1 protein-coding gene is annotated in these 2,424 nt (G+C 58.7%); it reads right to left on the reverse strand.

Going from position 1 to position 2,424, the window contains the following annotated elements; genetic code table 11:
• Window positions 1-105: 105 nt before the first annotated feature.
• Window positions 106-1,881, reverse strand: coding sequence for a reverse transcriptase/maturase family protein (locus LJ657_RS47945; RefSeq protein WP_308117161.1), 1,776 nt, complete (start codon window positions 1,879-1,881; stop codon window positions 106-108).
• Window positions 1,882-2,424: the final 543 nt, after the last annotated feature.

Consider the following 2,424-nt stretch of genomic DNA (forward strand, 5'->3'; position numbering starts at 1 on the left):
GTACTGGGTGGGCTGCGCGGCGAGGTCCCGAGGTTCCGGATCTTTTCCGCGCAGCCTCCCGCCGAACCCAGCGGGCATCTTTCGATGCACTGGGCTCTCCAGTGACTACGCCGCGTTCGGTTTCGAGCTGGTGTGGATGTGCTCGTGGCATCCGGTGCAGACGATGAGCGTCTTGCGCCGCATCCTCACCATCAGGCCTGCCCAGGCGGGCTGTTCCGGGCCCGACGTTCCCAGATCTGCGAGCTTGGCGACCTGGTGGACTGCCACCGTCGCACCTTGCTCGCACAGTTCGCACCGACGCCTTCGGAGTCTATGGATCAACTCCTTACGCGGCGGGTGAACTTGAACAGGGGCCGGATCGCGGATGATCGCACGCCTTGCATGTTTGAGAGGTATTCCACCGAATCGTGATACCAGATCCGGCTTGCCTGGACGCATCTTTCTGACCTCATAGCAGATCCGCGGCCCATCACTGGTTTCAATCTTCACCCGATAACGGGCTGACATCTTCCCGACGGAGGAGCGGTGCTTGGCAGCCAGAGTTTTCAGCATGGATGTCTGGGCATTCCAGCACAGCTTGCCAAGCTGTGACACGTTCTGAGCGAGCAGGTAGTAGTTCACGACGCCCCGATACTCAGCACCGTAGATCCGGACAATGTCATGATCGTCCAGGTTTTGAAGCTGATCCCTGTGCCACGGCTTTCCGTGTTTTCGGTATGGGGAGCACTTGGCCTTGATCACATCCGATGGCACGCGCAACGCGATCGTCCCATTGGCCGTACGACGACCCTTGGAGCGTTTCGTGTTGCTGTGCTGAACGATGATGTCATAGCCGAGGAACCGCGCCGCACGTGTGCGGGCGTGTGTGATCAGGGTCTTGTCCTGGTTCAGTTCCAATCCGAGGGTGTCCCGTAGGAACTTCGCCAGTCTGGCCTTGATCTCCTCAGCTTCAGCCTTCGAGCCAATGAAACCCAGTAGGTGATCGTCGGCGTACCGCACATAGGTCAGCCTTCGATATCCAGGGTCCATCGGATCTATTGAGGGGAGGCGCTGCGCCTTTCTTTGCAGTTCTCGGGCAAGCGCCCGGTCGCCGCGTTGCATCGCACGAAACCGTCGACCTTTCAACCTGAAGTACTCTCGGTTGTCTTTTCGGCGGCTTCCCCGCGTGTGTTCGGGGATGAGTTCCTTCTCTATGAATGCATCGAGCTTGTCAAGATAGATGTTACTCAACAAGGGTGAGAGGACGCCGCCTTGTGGAGTTCCACTAAGCGTGTCGTGGTACTGCCAGTCGTCCATGTACCCGGCTTTGAGCATGTTACGAACGAGCCGGAGAAACCGGTTATCTTGGATCTTCTCCGCCAGTATCCTGAGAAGGATTTCGTGGTCAACGGACCCGAAGCAGTCGGAGATGTCACCCTCGATGAACCACACGGTCCCGGACCAGGTGCGTTGCACCTCGCCAAGCGCGGTGTGACAGCCGCGACCTTTGCGGAAACCATGCGATCGGGAGGAGAACTGCGGCTCGTAGAACGCTTCTAGCAGAAGGCGTACTACTTCGCCGACAAGTTTGTCTTCCCAAGATGGCAGGCCAAGTGGCCGGAGCTTCCCGTTTTTCTTAGGGATATACACACGGCGTGCCGGAGAAAACCGGTACCGTTCGCCGCGCATAGCTTCTATGATCTGGTCGATCTTGCCCTCGGACATGCCATCAGCGGTGTCTTCACTGACCCCCGGTGTCATCGCACCCTTGTTGGAGTAGATACCACCGTAGGCCAGCAAGTACAAATCCTTGTTGAACATCTGCCTGTAGAGCTGATTGCACGGCAAGCCCTTCTTGCCGCGTTCGCGGAGGACAGAAAGCACCGTTTCGGCGTCCTGCATTGCGCATACCTCGCGGTTCTCGTTGTCCAATCACCTGTGCCCCTTCGCCCTGTGATCCGGTTCTCCCGGTCTCCAGATTGGCAGGACGTTACCCCTGCGACTACTACGGGCACTCTGTCGCCATAGAACTCGCGCTCCTTAGGCGATCCCACGTTCGTCAGTGCCGTACGTTCTAGCGTGACTTAGGCGTCCCGTTCGTTTCCTTGAATGCCCTGACAGGGCATCGCTCCTGCGCCCCAAGAGGATTGCGGTAGGCGCCTCTACATCCTGCCGCAGGGGCCGGCGCCGGTTTCAGGCGTCTTTCCGGCGGGTGACAACATTTACACCTTCTGGAACTGGGATTCAGGCAATTCAGCTTTCGCCATATCACGCGGATCTCTCGCCGCGCCGCTCCATACGCCTGGACACGGCCGACGATTTCCTGGCATGCTATCGTCCCCTTCACCTTTCGGATCTTGGGTAAGCCATCAGATCCAGAGACATTCCTCCAATCTCTGCCCGCTGCGCGGGCTATACGGCACTGCGCCTCGTGGCGCAGAGAGG

Source organism: Streptomyces guryensis (genome assembly GCF_021261325.1).
Classification (GTDB): Bacteria; Actinomycetota; Actinomycetes; order Streptomycetales; family Streptomycetaceae; genus Streptomyces; species Streptomyces guryensis.

Coding starts and splice junctions, on each gene's coding strand:
- LJ657_RS47945 (WP_308117161.1), bottom strand. CDS start 1,881: ATGCAGGACGCCGAAACGGTGCTTTCTGTCCTCCGCGAACGCGGCAAG.